Origin of the sequence: Bradyrhizobium sp. CB3481 (genome assembly GCF_029714305.1) — a bacterium.
In the GTDB taxonomy this organism is placed as follows: Bacteria; Pseudomonadota; Alphaproteobacteria; order Rhizobiales; family Xanthobacteraceae; genus Bradyrhizobium.
The window spans coordinates 1096825-1112721 of the sequence record NZ_CP121647.1 but is presented as its reverse complement, the minus strand read 5'-3'; the positions used below and the strand labels follow the sequence as shown (position 1 = coordinate 1112721).

The 15897-nt window shown below is 63.2% G+C and carries 18 protein-coding genes; 10 read left to right on the top strand and 8 right to left on the bottom strand.

Annotation, left to right across the window (positions count from 1 at the left end):
• Positions 1-37: 37 nt before the first annotated feature.
• Both QA643_RS05305 and hemH read right to left on the bottom strand, forming a co-directional pair.
• Positions 38-1039 carry an SPFH domain-containing protein gene (locus QA643_RS05305; protein WP_283032148.1) on the bottom strand — a complete coding sequence of 334 codons (1002 nt, stop codon included), beginning with the start codon at positions 1037-1039 and terminating at the stop codon, positions 38-40.
• Positions 1040-1223: 184 nt separating this feature from the next.
• A complete protein-coding gene (gene hemH, locus QA643_RS05300; RefSeq protein WP_283032147.1) occupies positions 1224-2261 on the bottom strand; it encodes a ferrochelatase in 1038 nt (345 codons plus the stop codon).
• 111 nt (positions 2262-2372) lie between these two features.
• On the opposite strand from hemH, the gene QA643_RS05295 reads away from it, so the two are divergent.
• On the top strand, positions 2373-2771 hold the full coding sequence (locus QA643_RS05295) for an MAPEG family protein (RefSeq protein WP_283032146.1): 399 nt from the start codon (positions 2373-2375) through the stop codon (positions 2769-2771).
• A gap of 183 nt (positions 2772-2954) precedes the next feature.
• Here the strand turns inward: QA643_RS05295 and QA643_RS05290 are convergent, their stop codons facing one another.
• Entirely contained in the window at positions 2955-3119 is a 165-nt protein-coding gene (locus QA643_RS05290) for a hypothetical protein (RefSeq protein ID WP_283032145.1), read from the bottom strand.
• Between the two features lie 382 nt (positions 3120-3501).
• Here QA643_RS05290 and QA643_RS05285 point away from each other — a divergent pair, with 382 nt between their 5' ends.
• On the top strand, positions 3502-3711 hold the full coding sequence (locus QA643_RS05285) for a hypothetical protein (RefSeq protein WP_283032144.1): 210 nt from the start codon (positions 3502-3504) through the stop codon (positions 3709-3711).
• Positions 3712-3907: 196 nt separating this feature from the next.
• On the opposite strand, the gene QA643_RS05280 is transcribed toward QA643_RS05285, so the two are convergent.
• The 4 genes from QA643_RS05280 to QA643_RS05265 all read right to left on the bottom strand — a co-directional run bounded on the left by QA643_RS05280 (position 3908) and on the right by QA643_RS05265 (position 8521).
• Positions 3908-4345, bottom strand: coding sequence for a thioesterase family protein (locus QA643_RS05280; RefSeq protein ID WP_283032143.1), 438 nt, complete (start codon positions 4343-4345; stop codon positions 3908-3910).
• 146 nt (positions 4346-4491) lie between these two features.
• Positions 4492-5598, bottom strand: coding sequence for a nickel/cobalt transporter (locus QA643_RS05275; protein ID WP_283034719.1), 1107 nt, complete (start codon positions 5596-5598; stop codon positions 4492-4494).
• Positions 5589-6227, bottom strand: coding sequence for a DUF1007 family protein (locus QA643_RS05270; protein WP_283034718.1), 639 nt, complete (start codon positions 6225-6227; stop codon positions 5589-5591). The genes QA643_RS05275 and QA643_RS05270 overlap by 10 nt, the downstream gene beginning before the upstream one ends.
• Before the next feature lie 203 nt (positions 6228-6430).
• A complete protein-coding gene (locus QA643_RS05265; RefSeq protein WP_283032142.1) occupies positions 6431-8521 on the bottom strand; it encodes a M3 family metallopeptidase in 2091 nt (696 codons plus the stop codon).
• Between the two features lie 130 nt (positions 8522-8651).
• Here QA643_RS05265 and QA643_RS05260 point away from each other — a divergent pair, with 130 nt between their 5' ends.
• The 8 genes from QA643_RS05260 (at position 8652) to QA643_RS05225 (ending at position 15084) form a co-directional block, all read left to right on the top strand.
• Positions 8652-8912: a hypothetical protein gene (locus QA643_RS05260; RefSeq protein WP_283032141.1), complete on the top strand. Its 261-nt coding sequence runs from the start codon at positions 8652-8654 to the stop codon at positions 8910-8912.
• Between the two features lie 655 nt (positions 8913-9567).
• Positions 9568-10710: a type III PLP-dependent enzyme gene (locus tag QA643_RS05255; protein ID WP_283032140.1), complete on the top strand. Its 1143-nt coding sequence runs from the start codon at positions 9568-9570 to the stop codon at positions 10708-10710.
• Between the two features lie 123 nt (positions 10711-10833).
• A complete protein-coding gene (locus QA643_RS05250; RefSeq protein WP_283032139.1) occupies positions 10834-11436 on the top strand; it encodes an N-acetyltransferase in 603 nt (200 codons plus the stop codon).
• A 4-nt stretch (positions 11437-11440) separates the two neighbouring features.
• Positions 11441-11584 carry a hypothetical protein gene (locus QA643_RS05245; RefSeq protein WP_283032138.1) on the top strand — a complete coding sequence of 48 codons (144 nt, stop codon included), beginning with the start codon at positions 11441-11443 and terminating at the stop codon, positions 11582-11584.
• A gap of 95 nt (positions 11585-11679) precedes the next feature.
• Positions 11680-12069: a RidA family protein gene (locus QA643_RS05240; protein ID WP_283032137.1), complete on the top strand. Its 390-nt coding sequence runs from the start codon at positions 11680-11682 to the stop codon at positions 12067-12069.
• Between the two features lie 48 nt (positions 12070-12117).
• Entirely contained in the window at positions 12118-13560 is a 1443-nt protein-coding gene (locus QA643_RS05235; protein WP_283032136.1) for a homospermidine synthase, read from the top strand.
• Positions 13561-13666: 106 nt separating this feature from the next.
• A complete protein-coding gene (locus tag QA643_RS05230; protein WP_283032135.1) occupies positions 13667-14641 on the top strand; it encodes a hypothetical protein in 975 nt (324 codons plus the stop codon).
• 215 nt (positions 14642-14856) lie between these two features.
• On the top strand, positions 14857-15084 hold the full coding sequence (locus tag QA643_RS05225) for a hypothetical protein (RefSeq protein ID WP_283032134.1): 228 nt from the start codon (positions 14857-14859) through the stop codon (positions 15082-15084).
• 22 nt (positions 15085-15106) lie between these two features.
• Here the strand turns inward: QA643_RS05225 and QA643_RS05220 are convergent, their stop codons facing one another.
• A complete protein-coding gene (locus QA643_RS05220) occupies positions 15107-15847 on the bottom strand; it encodes an acetoacetate decarboxylase (protein WP_283034717.1) in 741 nt (246 codons plus the stop codon).
• Positions 15848-15897 lie beyond the last annotated feature (50 nt).

Here is a 15897-nt window from a genome sequence, read left to right as displayed (position 1 = left end):
GAACCTCATCAAGCAAAGTGATCTTGCTAACCGGGCCTCACGGCTGCGGCGTGATCGGCGGCGGCGTCGGGCCGGTGCTCGGCACCGAGCCGGTCCGCCGCGCGGCGGCCGTTGCCGAAGCCGAACTCTCGCCGAACGCCGCCTTGGCGATCTCGCCGATGCCGGCAAGCGAGGACAGCACGCTGGTCGCCTCCACCGGGATCATCAGGATCTTCTGGTTCGGCGATTCCGCGAAACTTCCGAACGCCTTGATGTATTTGTCGGCGATAAAATAGTTCAGCGCGGCAATGTCGCCCTTGGCGATGGATTCAGAGACCATCTGCGTCGCCTTGGCTTCGGCCTCCGCCAGGCGTTCGCGCGCCTCGGCGTCGCGGAACGCGGCTTCGCGGCGACCTTCGGCCTGCAAGATCTGGCCCTGCTTGGCGCCTTCGGCACGCAGGATTTCCGACTGGCGCTGGCCCTCGGCCTGCAGGATGTCGGCGCGCTTGACGCGCTCGGCTTTCATCTGCCGTCCCATCGCCTCGACCAGATCGGCCGGCGGCACGATATCCTTGATCTCGATGCGGTTGACCTTGAGGCCCCAGGGCGAGACGGCGGCGTCGACCACGCGCAAGAGCCGCTCATTGATCTCGTCACGATGCGACAGCACCTGGTCGAGGTCCATCGAGCCCATCACCGAGCGGATGTTGGTCATGGTCAGCACGATGATCGCCTGCTCGAGATTGGCGACCTCGTAGCTCGCCTTCGCCGCGTCAAAGACCTGGAAGAACGCGACGCCGTCCACCGTCACGGTGGCGTTGTCCTTGGTGATCACCTCCTGCTCGGGGATGTTGATCACCTGCTCCATCATGTTCATCTTGCGGCCGACACGGTCGAAATAGGGCACGATCAGGTTCAACCCCGGCGACAGCGTCCGCGTGTATTTGCCGAACCGCTCGATGGTCCAGTCATAGCCCTGCGGCACCGTCTTGACCCCGGCGAACAGCGTGACGACGACGAGCAGGACGAAGGCGATCGCGAAAATATCGAAACCAGTCATAAAGTCCTCCAGAGCGGCAAGGTGATGCGTTGCCGGACGCCGCCTCTCACCATGAGTCAGCGTCACCGCGGCGCCGGTTCAGGCCGGCTGTTCTGTTATGGTATATAGCTAGGGAACGGTTGGGCGGCCACCAGATGTTCTCACGCCCGAACGGCGGCAACATGTCGGCAAGTTTTTAGGTGGGCTATATCCAGCCCTGAAGCTCGCGCAGCACGAGCTGGCGGATCACGTCCATGCCAGCCTCGCTGTCATTGAGGCAGGGAATCGCGGAAAAATGCTCGCCGCCATTGTGCTTGAAGATCTCGGCATTCTCCTGCGCGATTTCTTCCAGCGTCTCCAGGCAATCGGCGGCGAAGCCGGGGGTGACGACGACAATGCGCTTCACGCCATCTTTCGCGAGCTTTTCGATGGTCTTGTCCGTATAGGGCTGCAGCCACTCGTCATTGCCGAAACGTGATTGAAATGTAAGCAGCAGCTTTGAGGCATCAAGCCCCACGCGCTTGCGCAGCGCGTCCGTTGTTGCAACGCACTGAACATAATAGGGATCGCCCTGATCGACATATTTCTGCGGCATGCCGTGAAACGAGGCGACGATCAGTTCGGGCTGGAACGGCAATGTCTTGAGGTGCGCATTGATCGAGACCGCGAGCGCTTCGATGTAGTCGGGGTCGTCATAGTAGGGCGGCGTCACCCGCAGGGTCGGCTGCGCGCGCTTTTCCGCCAGCACCCGAAACACCTCGTCGCAAACGGTCGCCGAGGTCGCCGCGGAATATTGCGGATAGAGCGGTACCACCAAGAGGCGATCGCAGCCCTGCGCGGTCAGCGCATCGATACGCGCGCGGATCGACGGATTTCCGTAGCGCATCGCCCAGTCGACCACGACATGGTCGTGGTCGGCGATCGCTTCAGTGAGCTTTTCGGCCTGCGAGCGCGTGATGGTTTTCAGCGGTGACTCGTTCTTTTCGGCATTCCATATCTTCTGGTAGTCGCGCGCCTTGCGGCCCGGGCGTACGCGCAAAATGATGCCGTTGAGGATCAGCTTCCAGACCAGGCCCTGATCCTCGATCACACGGGGATCGGAGAGGAATTCCTTCAGGTAGACGCGCACGCCGGCGGCGTCGGCGGTGTCGGGCGTACCGAGATTGACCAGCAGCACGCCGATGCGCTGCGGCTGGGACGCCGCCGCCGGCTTCGCATTTCCAAAGGGGATGACCGTGGTCATGATCTCGATGGCTTCGCGCGTTGCCCCATCCTTGTCAAGACAACCGCCGGTTCGCTACGCTCGCAATATTGCCGCGGGGGACGCGTGCGAGTACGCCCGGGGGAGGAACCCATGACGATCGCCGAATGGTGCGTTTTCGGGACGGTGCTGCTGTATCTTTTGACGATCGGATCGGTCAAATGGGCCGCCTGGCGCGGGTTCGACAATTCCAGACCCCGTGATTCCGCGTTCTACGCCGACCCGATCCGCGCCCGCGCGCTCGGCGCGCACCAGAACGGCATCGAGGCCTTTCCGTTCTTTGCGGCCGCCGTGCTGCTGGCGGAGTTTCGACAGGGCCCGCAGCACCTGATCGACGAGCTCGCCATTCTCTTCGTAATCGTGCGGATTGCCTATGTCTTCACCTATCTCGGCGACCGCCCGACGCTGCGCTCGATCTTGTGGAGCCTGGGATTTGCGATCAACATCGCGATCTTCTTCATGCCGGCGATCAAGGTATATCTGCCGGCGTAGGGTAGAGTTGGGCTCATGCGGCTCTCTCACCGTCATTGCGAGCGGGTCGCGCGAATGCGCGCCCGATGACAGGCTCTGCGTGCCCACCATCAAGAGGCTCGATCGGTGATGGAATGGCGGGCACGGCTCACATCGAGATAATTTGGTAGATGATCGAGCGGGCGCGTTGGTGGTCGGGCCGTATCACTGCGGCCAATCCTTGCAGAGCTGGATTACGATCATGATCAGCGAGCCGATCGCGACCACCACCGGGCAGATAAACGGCAACTCTTCCAGCAGCCCGACAAGGGCCGCCCGGACGCGGAGAGTTCTTTTCACATGCGCGAAGCGCAAGCCTGCCACACCCATCGGATATCTCCGTTTGGCCCCCAGCAGCAGCGGTCTGACTTTTCAACGCAATGCGAGCCGCGGCTAGAGTCAGTTCGGGTGTTCCCAGCATCAAGGTGAAGGAACCCTTGCAAGGGGTCATAGGGCACGTTGCCATGGAAGCGCCGGGTCGTTTGGGGCTACCGCCGCGAAGGCTGGGGACCGGCCGGTGTGAAGATATTTGAACTCACCACACCGCGATAAATTATGCATCACATCGTACACAAGGACATCGCGCGATGTGGCGCATGTCGCATACCAAGCCTCGATCGTCATAGGTTGGAACGACGGAGCCGGCACGAGGTTGGATAGCTTGCGTACCATCGCGGCTGCGCCGGACGGCGCGTTGCATTGGAGGCGGCGCATGAAAACCATCGTTGACGAAGCCGGCGAGGTCATCGCCAAAGCAACGGATGACCATACTCTAATCGGCGGCCACCATCGCCTAGCGGTGGCGGCCAGCCTCGGTCAAAGACTGTTCTGGCGAGATACCGGCGAACCTGTGAAGCTTGATCTGTTCTTCAGGCATAAGTTCTCTTCGACGGATAGCCTGAGCCGCTCGCCGAGGCTATAGTTGTTCGGGTACATCGCGCTGCGCTGCTGCGCTCATGGCGCGCGCGACGGTCGATAGCGTTACGACATCTGCGCCGCGGTCGGTCCGCGTCATTGCGAGGAGCAAAGCGACGAAGCAATCCATGCCTCAGCGCTGGGATGGATGGATTGCTTCGCTTCGCTCGCAATGACAGCGATAGAGTCTCGCGACGCAAATCTCACGCAACCAAATGCCGCTCCCGCGTCGCGATCAAATCCCGTATCTCCTTCGATATCGGGACCGGGCGATGGGTCTGCTGGTCGGTATTCACCCAGACGATCTCGCCGGTCACCAACGCCTCACTCCCGCCCTTCAGGAAAATCGCGAGCTCGAACGTCATGCTCGAATTGCCGATCCGCGCCACGCGCGCGCCGACGTCGAGCTCCCAGTCGAAGCGGACCGGCGCCTTGTATTCGATCACGGATTTCACGACGTGGAAATCGACGCCGGATTGCCTGGCGTCGGCGTATTGATCGTAGCCGAGCGCGCGAAAATATTCCGTGATGGTGGTGTCGAAATAGGTCAGATAATGCGCGTTGAAGACAACGCCCTGGCCGTCGATCTCGGAATAGCGCACCCGGAACGGGTGGAAGAACCAGAATTGCTCGCGTGACATGAGATACTCGGCGTTACGGCGTTCGCTGATTGCATAGCCGATCGGACGGAGAATGCGTAGGGCGGATTAGCCGCAAGGCGTAATCCGCCAATGCGCCCCGGGGAATTGGCGGATTACGCTTCGCTAATCCGCCCTACGTTCTAAAACTACAAACACGTTGCGCGTTCGGCGGCGAGGTAGCCGAACAACAGGCCGAGACCGAACAGCAGCACCAGGCCAGCGGCGCCGAATTCGATGCCGCGCATGACGAGCGTGCCGCCGCCTTCGCGGCCTGCGCTCAGGCGCTTCGCGAGTCCCTTCGCCGAGACGGCGATGATGGCGATGGCAGCGACCGTGATCGCGGTGCCGAGGCCCATCACGAAGGTCGCGGCGATGCCGGCCAGGAACAGGCCCTGCGCCAGCGAAAACACCAGCACCAGGATAGCGCCCGAGCAAGGCCGCATGCCGACCGCGAAGATCGTGCCGAGGCCGCGGCGCCAGCCGCCGGGGCCGGCGAGTTGGTCCGGTGTCGGCCCATGCGAATGGCCGCAATGTTCATCATGGACGTGGTCGTGGCCGTGCGAATGGCCGTGATCATGAGAATGCGCGTGGCCGTGGTGATGATCGTGGTGGTGATGGTCATGATCGCGGCTGTGATCATGAGGATGGTCATGTTGATGCGCCGCCGCCATCGCCGGCTTCGCCTGCAGCGCGCGCATGAAACCGGCGCCCTTGGTCCAGACCAGCCGGGCACCGAACGCCGCGATCAGGCCATAACTTGCGATCTCGATCGCCTTTTCCGCCGAACACATCGTTTTCGCCGTCGAGGAAAGCAGCCAGGCGAACACCGCGACGATGGCGACCGCCACCAGCGCCTGCAGCAGCGCCGAGGCGAACGACAGCACGATGCCGCGCCGCGCGGTTTCTTCGTTGGCGACCAGATAGGACGAGATCACCGCCTTGCCATGGCCGGGGCCGGCGGCGTGGAAGATGCCGTAGGCAAAGGAAATCCCGAGCAGCGTCCAGACCGCGCTGCCGTCCGACTTGGCGGCGCGGATGGTCGCGGACATCTCGCGGTAGAATTCGGATTGCTTGGCGAGAATCCAGCCGATGATGCCACCGACCTGCGGCTCGGCCGGCGGGCGCGAGCCGCCGAACGGGTTCTGTGCCATCAGCGTATTCATGGCAGCGTCGAAAACGACGACGGCCGCGAATGACGCGGCCGTGAGTGCGATGCCTCGCGCAAGGCCTGCAGGTATCGACCTCACGGGCAGTTCACCGTGATCTTGTTGGCGAACATCGCGCCATAGTTGGAATTGTCGCCGTTCATGAAATTGTTCTCATTGAGCCGCTGGGCGTTGGCAGTCCCATCATTGGGCCGCTGAAACTCCATCTGGCACGCGGCCGGCGCGCCGACCAGCTTGATCGGATCCTTGTCCTCGAACTTGAAGTCGATGAAGTAGGAAGGGTCGAACACTTCCAGCGCGAGCTGCTTCGACGCCACCGGCGCCTTCAGCGGCAGCACGAAATGCAGCGTCAGCGTGCTGTCCTTGTATTCGAGATAGTAGTCGGTCGGCTCGTTGAATTTTGCCTTCTTGCCGTCGGCCTTGGCGAAGGTGAAGAAATTGAACTCCTTCAGCGATTCGACATTGGTCTGTGCCAGCGGCGCCAGTTCCTCGCGGGTGTAGACGCCCTTGGTCTTGGTCGTGAGACCCTGCAGCGCGTAAGTCGTGAACATGTCGTCGAATGTCCAGGCATGACGCACCCCCGTCATCGCGCCGTCGGTGCCGTAGACCACCTCGCTCCGCGCGGTGATCCAGACGTGCGGGTGGGCCTCGGCTGAGGCTGTGCCGACCAACCACACGACGATCAGGCCCAGCAATCCGAACAGCGCTCGCCGCACGTCGTCCCCGCGACCCGTCTTCGCCAAGGCTTCGCCGGGGTTTGGCGATTGGGCTCGCCGAAGCTTTAGCGAAGGCGGCACGCGGGGACCCATACGCCGTGCTGTAGCTTTTTGGCAGTGTGGCAAAGGCATTTCCCTCACAACGAACACCGGAGTTATGGGTCCCCGCGTTCGCGGGGACGACGCGTGGAGGCGCCGGCTGGTCAAGCCGCCGGCGTTGTTTCAAGCAGGCCCCGCCGGCGCAAGAGTGCGTCGGCCTCCGGCTCGCGGCCGCGGAAGGCGACATAGGCGTCCTCGGGATCGCGCGAGCCGCCCGATGAGTAGATGTCGTCGTGCAGGCGTTTTGCCACCGCCGGATCGAAGATGTCGCCAGCCTCCTCGAAGGCGCCGAACGCGTCGGCGTCCATCACCTCCGACCACATGTAGCTATAATAGCCTGATGCATAGTGGTCGCCGGAGAAAATGTGGCCGAACTGGGTGGGCCGGTGCCGCAACGCGATTTCCGCGGGCATGCCGATCTTCTCCAGCTCCGCCTTCTCGAACGCCGCGACGTCGCGGCTGGCCGCGGCCGGCTGGGTGTGGAATTCGAGATCGATCAGCGCCGAGGACACGAACTCCACGGTGGCAAAACCCTGGTTGAATTTTCGTGCGGCGAGGAAGCGCTGCAGCAGGTCATCCGGCAGCGGCTCGCCGGTCTGGTAATGTTTGGCGAACTGCCGCAGCACCTGCGGCTGCTCCTGCCAGTGCTCATAGAGCTGCGAGGGCAGCTCGACAAAATCGGTGAACACCGACGTGCCCGACAGCGAGGGATAGGTGACGTTGGACAGCATGCCGTGCAGTCCATGGCCGAACTCGTGGAAAAGGGTTCTGGCGTCATCAGGCGACAGCAGCGACGGCTGCCCATCCGCCCCCTTGGAGAAGTTGCAGACATTGATAACCAGCGGGGCGACCTCGCCGTCGAGCTTCTGCTGGTCGCGCAGCGAGGTCATCCAGGCGCCGGAGCGTTTTGAGGGCCTGGCGAAGTAGTCGCCGTAGAACAGCGCCTTGTGGCTGCCGTCGGGACCCTTGACTTCCCAGACCCGCACATCCGGGTGCCAGACCGGAACGTCCTTGCGCTCTTCGAAGGTGACGCCGAACAGGCGGGTGGCGCAGTCGAAGGCGGCCTCGATCATGTGGTCGAGCACGAGATAAGGCTTGATCGCGGCGTCATCGAAATCCGCGCGACGCTGCCGGAGCTTTTCGGCGTAGTAGCGCCAGTCCCACGGGGCGAGGTCAAAATTGCCGCCCTCTTCCGCGATCAACGCCTGCAACGCGTCGCGGTCGGCCAGAGCCCGCGCGCGGGCCGGCGTCCAGACCCGCTCCAGGAGGCCACGCACGGCCTCCGGCGTCTTGGCCATGGAATCCTCCAGGCGGTAGGCGGCATAGGTCGGAAAGCCCATGATCTTGGCGGCCTCCTCGCGGAGCGCCAGGATCTCCACGATGGTGGCGTTGTTGTCGTTCGCGTTGCCATTGTCGCCGCGGGCGGTGAAGGCCTTGTAGACCTTCTCGCGCAGGTCGCGGCGGGACGAGCTCTTCAGAAACGGCTCGACCGAGGAGCGCGACAGCGTCACGATTGCCTTGCCGGCCATGCCGCGCTCCTCCGCCGCCGCCTTGGCCGCGGCGATGAAGGCGTCGGGAAGGCCGGCGCGGTCGTCCTCGCCGAGCTCCATGAACCACTCCTGCTCGTCGCCGAGCAGATGATGGCTGAAGGAGGTGCCGAGCTGCGCCAGACGCTCGTTGATCTCGGCGCGGCGCTTCTTGGCGGCCTCGTCGAGGCCGGCGCCGGCGCGGTGGAAGTTGGTGTAGGTGCGCTCCAGCAGGCGCTTCTGCTCGCCCGTGAGGTCGAGCGCGGCGCGATTTTCGTGCAGCAGAGCAATGCGGCCGAACAGCACCGCGTTCATCATGATCGGGTTCCAGTGCCGCGCCATCCGCAGCGACACTTCCTTGTCGATCTCGAGGATCGCCGGATTGGAATGGGCCGAGACGAGGTCGTAGAACACCGCCGCGACCTTGGAGAGCAGCTTGCCCGAGCGCTCCAGCGCCGTGATGGTGTTGGCGAAGTCCGGCGCCGACGGGTCGTGGGTGATCGCCGCGATCTCGGCGGCGTGGTCGGCAAAGGCCTGCTCGAAGGCCGGCAGGAAGTGTTCCGGCTCGATCTCGGCGAAAGGCGGTGTCTCGAATGGCGTTTCCCACGGCCTCAACAGCGGGTTCGCCCTGGCTTCCGAGAGCTCGGCCGTTTGCACTATTTCCGACATCACAAATCCCGTTTTGGCCCAAAATTGATGCGGCAATCTATAGCACGCGATGCGGCATTTTTGGGCCTTTTGTGCTTGATAGATGGGGGCTTTTCGGAGAGATTGCGCCACCAGAACAGGACCTTTTTTCATGAACCCACAGCCCGCTTCGAAGCCCTCATCCGCGATCTACTGGCCGAGCGTCATCACCGTCATCTCCGCGGCCATTCTGATCGGCGCCGAAGTGTTTGGCGCGGCGTTTGCCGGCGGCTGGGCGCTGGCGATCCTGTTCGGCCTCAACGATACCTCGGCGCATATCCTGCAGGCCGTGCTGTTCGGCATCGGCGTGCTGATCATGGTCGCGTTCATCCGCAACGCGCAGCGCATCGAGCCGTTCTTCCGGCGCGGCTGACGCGCGCGAGAATCGCTTGCTGCGCAGGCGCCGACGCGCTCAGCGCCGATCGAGAAATCTTAACGTCCATTCATGTTTGTTTATCGGCGACGCGCGGTGCGAACGCTTTCGTAATCACGCATGCGGGAAATTTGTCCCCAGCCTAAAAAAATTCTTGCGAAGCCGAGTCAAAACACTTATTTCCCGTTTTGCCCAATTTCGCACGTGCCTGTGGTCGTGTGTCAGTCGGTAGGTATCCGGACAAGAGGCCGGACAGCCGCCAAGGGATGAAGAACCGAGGGTCGCTCTCGTTTGAGTGGCCAGCATCTCTCTCAAGAGATGCCGTTGAAGGTCTCTGCATCCTTTGCAACCGTGACTGGCAGCCGGAGGCGAACCGGCGCACCCCGCTCTCAACGGGGGACGCGACTTAAAGCAACGACGGATCGGGCTTTTTTGGTCTCTACCGGCATTCCAACGCCGGCGCGGGCTACTGAAAAGGCTTGTCCTTCATTGCCAGGTGTGCGGGCGGGAAATTCCCAACCAATCCACGGCAGCACAACTTCGGATCTCGAGTTCGAGGCCTAGTCGCGTCTCCATCGTGCGGCAACGCCAAAGCACTCATGTCCGAGCTCACATTTGAACGGGTCCTTGTCGCAAAGGCCGTTTGGAGGGTGCTATGACCGAACGTATTCAGGAATTCCTGCGCAACCGCCGCAGCGAGGGCCTCGACACCGAGCCGTGCCTCGTCGTCGACCTCGAAGTCGTGCGCGACAACTACCAGACCTTTGCCAAGGCGCTGCCGGACAGCCGCGTGTTCTACGCCGTGAAGGCGAACCCGGCGCCCGAAGTGCTGCAGCTGCTCGCCTCGATGGGCTCCTGCTTCGACACCGCGACGGTTGCCGAGATCGAGATGGCGCTGGCCGCCGGTGCGACGCCGGACCGCATCTCCTTTGGCAATACGATCAAGAAGGAGCGCGACATCGCGCGCGCCTTCGCGCTCGGCATTCGCCTGTTCGCGGTCGACTGCGCCGCCGAGGTCGAGAAGATCGCCCGCGCCGCCCCCGGCGCCAAGGTGTTCTGCCGCATCCTCTATGACTGCGCCGGCGCCGAGTGGCCGCTGTCGCGCAAGTTCGGCTGCGACCCGGAGATGGCGGTCGAGGTGCTCGACCTCGCCAAGCGTCTGGGCCTGGAGCCGGTCGGCATCTCGTTCCATGTCGGCTCGCAGCAGCGCAAGGTGAAGGCGTGGGACCGCGCGCTGGCGATGGCCTCGACGGTGTTCCGCGACTGCGCCGAGCGCGGGATCAGCCTGTCCATGGTCAACATGGGCGGCGGCTTCCCGACCCGGTACCTCAAGGACGTTCCGCCGGTCGTGCAGTACGGCCGGTCGATCTTCCGTAGCTTACGCAAGCATTTCGGCAACCAGATCCCGGAGACGATCATCGAGCCGGGCCGCGGCATGGTCGGAAATGCCGGGATCATCGAGACCGAAGTCGTCCTGATCTCCAGGAAGAGCGACGAGGATGAGGTGCGCTGGGTGTATCTCGACATCGGCAAGTTCGGCGGTCTCGCCGAGACGATGGACGAGTCGATCCGTTACGCCATCCGTACGCCGCATGACGGCGCGGAGATGACGCCGTGCGTGCTCGCCGGGCCGACCTGCGACAGCGCCGACGTGCTGTACGAGAAGCTGCCGTATCCGCTTCCGGTGACGCTCGAGATTGGCGACAAGCTGCTGATCGAAGGCACCGGAGCCTATACGTCGACCTACTCGTCGGTAGCGTTCAACGGCATCCCGCCGCTGCGGACCTACCACATCTGAAGCGGCCTCATTTGAGGCCTTAACTAACGGGAGCCGGTGCGCCGGCTCCCTCCCCGTCATCTGCGATTTGAAGACAACGCTTGGCGCGGCCTGCGGGCCGTTGCGAGCGGGGACTGACGTGCCATGACTGCTTTGCGGAAGACCACCACCCTAGTCTCCGACGCCGCCCGGTTCGCGATCCGTGCTGAGCGGGCCTCGGACGTCGCGGCGCGCGAGACGCTGCTGGATGCCTGCTTTGGCGCAAACCGCCATATGCGCACCTGCCAGCGCCTGCGCGACGGACGTGCACCCGCCGAAGGCCTCGCCTTTTCGGCCGTGGCGGCGGGACGGCTGGTCGGTACGTTGCGGTTGTGGCACGTCAGCGCCGGGGGCGTCCCGGCGCTCATGCTTGGCCCGCTGGCGGTTGAGGCTTCCTCCCGCCAGCACGGGGCCGGGGCCGCGCTGATGGCCCACGCGCTCGCGGCGGCGAGGGCGCGGGGCCATCGCGCGGTCATCCTGCTGGGCGACGCGCCCTATTACGCCCGCTTCGGCTTCTCGGCCGCGAAGACCGGCCAATTGTCGCTGCCGGGCGCGTTCGAGCGCGAGCGCCTGCTCGGCCTCGAGCTCGCTGAGGGCGCGCTGGATGGCGCCTGGGGCATGATTGCCGCGACCGGAAAGCCGCTGCTCAAACCAAGGGCTGCCCGGAGCCGGAAGACGAAGGCGTTGCTCGTCCCGCGCGTGGCCTGAGGCCATGCCGGAGAACCTTCCAGCCACGCGCCCGCGCTGGCGCGGCGCCATCACCATGGCCCTGCTGATCATGATCTCGGTCATGGTCGTCAGGGACATTGTGGCGCGCCGCTGGGGTGGCGCTGCGCCGCCGTCCGACGCGGTCTGAGAACCGTTCCGCTGACGCTGCGAGGGGTTGCGCGCGCCGGGAAAAATCTCTTAAACCCCGCCAAAACCAGCCAGCTCCTGAAATCCGAGGTCCTGATGTCCCGACATCTCGTCTCCACCGGTTCGCCGTTTGAAAAGGCCGCCGGCTACAGCCGCGCCGTTATCGACGGCGATTTCGCCTTCGTCGCCGGCACCACCGGCTACGATTACGCCACCATGACGATGCCGGCTGACGTCACGAGCCAGTCACGGAACTGCTTCAAGACCATCGAAGCCGCACTGAAGGAAGGCGGTTTCGCGATGGCCGACATCGTCCGCGCGACCTACTACATCACCGATCCAAAGGACGCGGATGCCCACTTCGCCGTCTGCGGCGAGGTCCTCGGCGACATCCGCCCGGCTGCAACGCTGCTGGTCGTTGCGGGGCTCTACAAGCCCGAGATGAAGATCGAAATCGAAGTGACCGCGAAGCACCGCACTGCCTGATTCACCCCTCACCATTCGTCTACCAGTACGTTCCGGAGAAACCATCCCATGAGCCCCGCCGCGCAGATCTACGCGAAGATAACCGGTCCCATCGTCATGGTCGGCTTCGGCTCCATCGGCAAAGGCACGCTGCCCCTGATCGAGCGGCATCTCGACTACGACAAGTCGCGCGTCACCGTGATCGATCCCAAGGACGAGGGCCGCAAGGCGCATTGCGAGAAGCACAATGTACGCTTCATCCAGAAGGGCGTGACCCGGGACAATTATCGCGAGTTGCTGATCCCGCTGCTCACCGAAGGCGGCGGCCAGGGCTTTTGCGTCAACCTCTCGGTCGATACCGGCTCCACCGACATCATGGAGCTCTGCAACGAACTTGGCGCTCTTTATATCGACACCGTTAACGAGCCCTGGCTCGGCTTCTATTTCGATGCTTCGAAGGGCCCGGAAGCGCGTTCCAACTACGCCCTTCGCGAAGTGACGCTGGCCGCCAAGAAGGCGCGCCCCGCCGGCTCGACGACGGCCGTCTCCTGCTGTGGCGCCAATCCCGGCATGGTCTCCTTTTTCGTCAAGCAGGCGCTGCTCAATGTCGCCGCCGATCTGAAGCTCAATGCCCCCAAGCCGAAGACCAGGGCCGAATGGGCGGACCTGATGCGGCAGGCCGGCGTCAAGGGCATTCACATCGCCGAACGCGACACCCAGCGCTCCAAGAAGCCGAAAGAGCCTGATGTCTTCGTCAACACCTGGTCGGTGGAAGGCTTTCTGTCGGAAGGTGTGCAGCCGTCCGAGCTCGGCTGGGGTACCCATGAAAAATGGATGCCGGAGAATGCGCATACCCACGAAGCTGGCTGCGGCGCAGCCATCTATCTGATGCAGCCCGGCGCCAATACGCGCGTGCGCACCTGGTGCCCGACCCGCGGCGCGCAGTACGGCTTCCTCGTCACCCACAACGAGTCGATCTCGATCTCCGATTACTTCACGGTGCGTGACGCATCGGGCACGGCGATCTATCGGCCGACCTGCCACTATGCCTATCATCCGGCTGACGATGCTGTGCTGTCGCTGCACGAAATGTTCGGCCGCGCCGCGAAGATGCAGGAAAAACACCACATCCTCGATGAGAACGAGATCGTCGACGGCATCGACGAACTCGGCGTGCTGCTGTTCGGCCATGACAACAACGCCTACTGGTACGGCTCGCAGCTCTCGATCGAAGAGACCCGCAAGCTCGCGCCCTATCAGAACGCCACCGGCCTGCAGGTGACCTCCGCCGTGCTCGGCGGCATGGTGTGGGCGCTGGAAAACCCGAACGAAGGCATCGTCGAAGCCGACGAAATGGATTTCGAACGTCTGCTGGAAATCCAGTTGCCGTATCTCGGCCCGGTGAAGGGTTTTTACACCGACTGGACGCCGCTGACCGACCGTCCCGGCCTGTTCCCGGAAGACATCGACACATCCGATCCCTGGCAGTTCAGGAACATCCTAGTGCGCTGAGCGCGCCAGCACGGCACAGGCGGTGCGGCCGCCATTGTCGAAGCCGAGATGAGGCTGTTAGGGTGCGCAACCACAACATTGCGCCCTGACAGCTGCGCCGGTGACAATGCGAAAACAACCCCACTCCACGATGACGAAAAATATCGGCGCAGCCGTCGCGCTCGCGATGCTGTGGCTCTGTTCCGGCCCTGCCCTCGCCGCCGAGAACAATTGCATGGCGAGCTATTACCGCAGTAAGTCGCCAGCCTGTGTCGATGAGACGCTGGCGCAGTTCCGGCAGATGGTGGCGCGATCTGCGCCGGACAACCTTGTCGGCTTCCTGGCCGAACTGTTCAGGGCTTCTCCGGACGAGCGGGAACGCCTGCTCAAGAACGAGCCCTCCAACAACGTCCGACAAGTCTACGTCTACAGCCTGTATCGCGCTGGCCTTGCGGAGGAAGCGAAAAAGTATGCCGCCGCCAGCCAGCTCACCGCGCTGCTGGATAAACTGCAAGCGGCGCGTGTCCCGGTGCTGGAGGCGGTGAGGCCTTCGGAAATCCCCGGCGACAACGACACCTTGATCGGCGCCTACATGGCATCGGGCAACACCGTCTTCATCCAGCGCATCCTCGACAATTACGCGGGCGCCGACGACGCGATGGTCAGCGACGCCTTGCGCATGGCGTACATGATGAGCAAGTTCGGCAATACGCTCACGCCCAAGGGCCGTGACGACGTGATGACGAAAGCGGCCTGCGAAAAGTACCAGTGCAAGGTGGACCCGCAAAAATTTCGCCGCCTGCTGACGCTCGCCTCAGCCTTCTGGTCGACGCAATCGCTTTCGGCAGGCGACGAAGGCATCAAGACGACGATGTCCGACTTCTTTACCCGCGATGCGCGGCTCAAGAACCTGCTCGGGGCCGAGCAAGCCGCGTTCGGCAACTACATGACCGCGATCATGCTGATTACCACCTTCAAGGACAAGCGCCAGGGCGCGGACCAGGAACGGGCTTTTGAGCTGATGAACAAATCCGCTTCGATCTACGAGCATTTCGGGTCCGGCAAGGAAGCGTTCGAACCTTTCATGAACCTGAAGAAGTAACGGCGTCGCTGCCGCATGCCCGGCAGGCTTCACCGGTCCCTGCTGCAGCGCACATCGCTTGCCGCCCCCGCCCTGGGCGTAGAACTACCCACGGGAACTCCGATTTCCCGTAACACTCGATTAACTCGATCGCGCAATCCTGAAGGATCAATTTTTGCGAGGGCCTATGGCCGTCGCCGCTTGTTCGCGCGACGGCTCCGGTTGGAGCGACCGAAATGCGCGTCGTCATTATCAGCGTGCTGGCAGCTGCGGCCTTGGCCGCATGCACGCCCGAGAACGGCAGCAATGCCGAGGTGACCGGCTCGATCGACAATTGCGCGCGGAAGCTCTACAGCCAGTACAATCCCAAGGACATGAAGCAGTGCGTCGCGGTCTGCATCGCCTGTGAGCGCGGCGTGGTAGTGACCTGCTCGACGGCCTGCACGCTCAGGGGCGCGCAGTGATCGCGCGCCCCCGGTTCGTCCCTCACCGCGCCATATAATCGAACGCGACCGTCCCGAGCCCCAGTGTCAGATCGGCCTTGAAATGCAGCGCAGAGACCACCTCGCGCACCGGCAGGCGGGCGACGTCGGCGAGCGCATGCGGGAATAGGCCGAGCGCCGCAGGGCCGGTCCAGGCCTCCTTCAGATTGATGTCCTCGAGATAATAGCGCACCAGCTCGCAAATCCACGGACTGCCGTCGACGTGCGGGATGATCTTGAGCATGAAGTTCGGCGCCTTCATGCCCTTGAGCACCGCATCATGATCGACCGGACGATGCTTGTAGCCCATGGTGGCGGAGGCACAGAGCACCGAGCCGTAATGTAGCGTGCCAACCAGTACGTCACTCTCGACGGCGATCTTCGGCGACGCCAGCTTCTTGGGAAAGCCCCAGAGCTCGCGGCCGCCCGCGATCGGCCCTTCGTCGTCCAGATACATCGAATGAACGTAGACGCCCTCCTCGCCCTTGAAACGGACCGGGATGACCTGCCCGGTCTCGGTGTAATCGCCGAAGCCGGTCGAGTCGGGCATACGGATGAATTCGTACTTGACGACGGCGTCCGCGACTTCGAGCGGCTCGGGCACCACGGCGGCCAGCGCCTCGGGATCGGTGCGATAGGTGACGATGAAATATTCGCGGTTGAAGAACCGGTACGGTCCCCGCGGAAACGACGGGTTGGTCAGCGGCATCGAATAGGCGGTTCGCCTGACGTCATCGATCTTCATCGCCTGCCCCATCTATCATCTGCATTGATGCCATTGGATTATGCGGCAGA

Coding starts and splice junctions, on each gene's coding strand:
- QA643_RS05305 (WP_283032148.1), bottom strand. CDS start 1,039: ATGACTGGTTTCGATATTTTCGCGATCGCCTTCGTCCTGCTCGTCGTC.
- hemH (WP_283032147.1), bottom strand. CDS start 2,261: ATGACCACGGTCATCCCCTTTGGAAATGCGAAGCCGGCGGCGGCGTCC.
- QA643_RS05295 (WP_283032146.1), top strand. CDS start 2,373: ATGACGATCGCCGAATGGTGCGTTTTCGGGACGGTGCTGCTGTATCTT.
- QA643_RS05290 (WP_283032145.1), bottom strand. CDS start 3,119: ATGGGTGTGGCAGGCTTGCGCTTCGCGCATGTGAAAAGAACTCTCCGC.
- QA643_RS05285 (WP_283032144.1), top strand. CDS start 3,502: ATGAAAACCATCGTTGACGAAGCCGGCGAGGTCATCGCCAAAGCAACG.
- QA643_RS05280 (WP_283032143.1), bottom strand. CDS start 4,345: ATGTCACGCGAGCAATTCTGGTTCTTCCACCCGTTCCGGGTGCGCTAT.
- QA643_RS05265 (WP_283032142.1), bottom strand. CDS start 8,521: ATGTCGGAAATAGTGCAAACGGCCGAGCTCTCGGAAGCCAGGGCGAAC.
- QA643_RS05260 (WP_283032141.1), top strand. CDS start 8,652: ATGAACCCACAGCCCGCTTCGAAGCCCTCATCCGCGATCTACTGGCCG.
- QA643_RS05255 (WP_283032140.1), top strand. CDS start 9,568: ATGACCGAACGTATTCAGGAATTCCTGCGCAACCGCCGCAGCGAGGGC.
- QA643_RS05250 (WP_283032139.1), top strand. CDS start 10,834: ATGACTGCTTTGCGGAAGACCACCACCCTAGTCTCCGACGCCGCCCGG.
- QA643_RS05245 (WP_283032138.1), top strand. CDS start 11,441: ATGCCGGAGAACCTTCCAGCCACGCGCCCGCGCTGGCGCGGCGCCATC.
- QA643_RS05240 (WP_283032137.1), top strand. CDS start 11,680: ATGTCCCGACATCTCGTCTCCACCGGTTCGCCGTTTGAAAAGGCCGCC.
- QA643_RS05235 (WP_283032136.1), top strand. CDS start 12,118: ATGAGCCCCGCCGCGCAGATCTACGCGAAGATAACCGGTCCCATCGTC.
- QA643_RS05230 (WP_283032135.1), top strand. CDS start 13,667: ATGCGAAAACAACCCCACTCCACGATGACGAAAAATATCGGCGCAGCC.
- QA643_RS05225 (WP_283032134.1), top strand. CDS start 14,857: ATGCGCGTCGTCATTATCAGCGTGCTGGCAGCTGCGGCCTTGGCCGCA.
- QA643_RS05220 (WP_283034717.1), bottom strand. CDS start 15,847: ATGAAGATCGATGACGTCAGGCGAACCGCCTATTCGATGCCGCTGACC.